The sequence below is a fragment of the Nocardia sp. NPDC046473 genome (genome assembly GCF_040645995.1).
GTDB lineage: Bacteria > Actinomycetota > Actinomycetes > Mycobacteriales > Mycobacteriaceae > Nocardia.
Map to the genome: position 1 here is coordinate 1 of NZ_JBEYZJ010000036.1, position 1,677 is coordinate 1,677.

Below are 1,677 nucleotides of genomic sequence, written 5' to 3' on the forward strand. Positions count from 1 at the left end.
GGCAGCGCAACCTCTGCGAACAGCTCCTCGCCGCGCTGCCACATCCGCCGCAAACCTTGGAACGCCGGACCATAGCCATACCCGTGCGCCGAGACTCGCCCATAGACATCGACGACATCGATCTCTTCGGCATCGACCGGCGGCCACGACCCCAAACCTGATGCAGTATCCGCAGTTTCGGTGTCGAGGACGGCACTCGCATGCAAGACCCACTCCCCGATCACCGCATCGCCGGTGCCAGGGCGTGAATACACACTTGCCTCGCACCGTCCATCCGCATCGGGCTTCCCCACACCCACCCGCACCTGCACCGCATCATCGGACAACACCAACGGCCTCACCACCGTCAACTCCTCGATCACCACCGCACCCACGTAATCACCAGCCGCGACCAGCAACTCGACGAAACCAGTCCCCGGCAACAACACCACCCCGGCCACCTGATGATCAGCCAGCCACGGATACCCACGCAAAGACAACCGCCCCGTGACGATCACACCACCAGCAGGCAACTCCACCACCGCACCCAGCAACGGATGCCCAGCAGTTCCGACACCCAACGCCCCCGCATCACCAGGAGCCACTTGCGAATGCAGCCAAAACCTTTTCCGCTCGAACGCATACGTCGGCAACCCCACCCGACGCGCACCGCGACCGGCGAACACCACCTCCCACGACACGTCCACACCCGCCACGAACAACTCACCCGCAGAACACAACACCTCGGCGAGCTCACCGCGATCACGGCGCAACGTCGACACGATCACCGCCGAACCCCCGGCGGCTTCGATCGTTTCCTCCATCCCGACCGTCACCACCGGATGAGCACTCACCTCAACGAAAACACCATGCCCAGCAGACAAACCACTGATCGCATCCTCGAACTCAACCGGTTCTCGCAAATTCCGATACCAATACCCACCATCCATCTCCGAGGTGTCCAACCACCCACCCGTCACCGTCGACCACAACGGAACATCCCCCGACCGCGGAGCTACCGAACGCAATTCATGACCCAGCCGCTCCTCGAACAACTCGACCTGCGCCGAATGAGCCGCATAATCAACCGGAATCCGCCGTACCCGAACACCATCGGACTCCAAGAATTCGAAATACTCATCCAACAGATCAATCGGACCAGAGACAACCGTGCTACGCGGACCATTCACCGCCGCGATGGCGAGTGCCCCATGCCACGCGGCCACTGACGCTTCAACGTCCTGACGGGACATGGGCACGGCGAGCATGCCACCCTGGGTCGCGATATCCACCAGAAGCTGACTCCGCCGAGCAACAACCAGAGCCGCGTCAGCAAGCGAGAGAGCACCCGCGACATAAGCCGCAGCAATCTCACCCTGCGAATGCCCCACCACAGCATCAGGTTCCACACCCAACGACCGCCACACCGCAGCCAACGACACCATCATCGCGAACAACACCGGCTGCACCACATCCACCCGCCCCAGCACAACCTCATCACCAGTCTCGAGAACCTCCACCACAGACCAACCCAGCAACGGCTGAAGGACCCGATCACACTCACCCAACGCATCAACAAAAACCGGCGACTCCCCCACCAAACCCCGCGCCATCCCCAACCACTGCGAACCCTGCCCCGGAAACACAAACACAACACCACGAACCGCCACAGACGAACCGACCAGCACACGATCGCTC

Annotated in this window: 1 protein-coding gene; it reads right to left on the reverse strand. The window is 62.0% G+C overall.

Annotation, left to right across the window (positions count from 1 at the left end; all coding sequences use genetic code 11):
• Positions 1-1,677 (reverse strand): acyltransferase domain-containing protein (locus ABZ942_RS43810; RefSeq protein WP_357392278.1); only part of this gene is annotated, 1,677 nt, incomplete at both ends.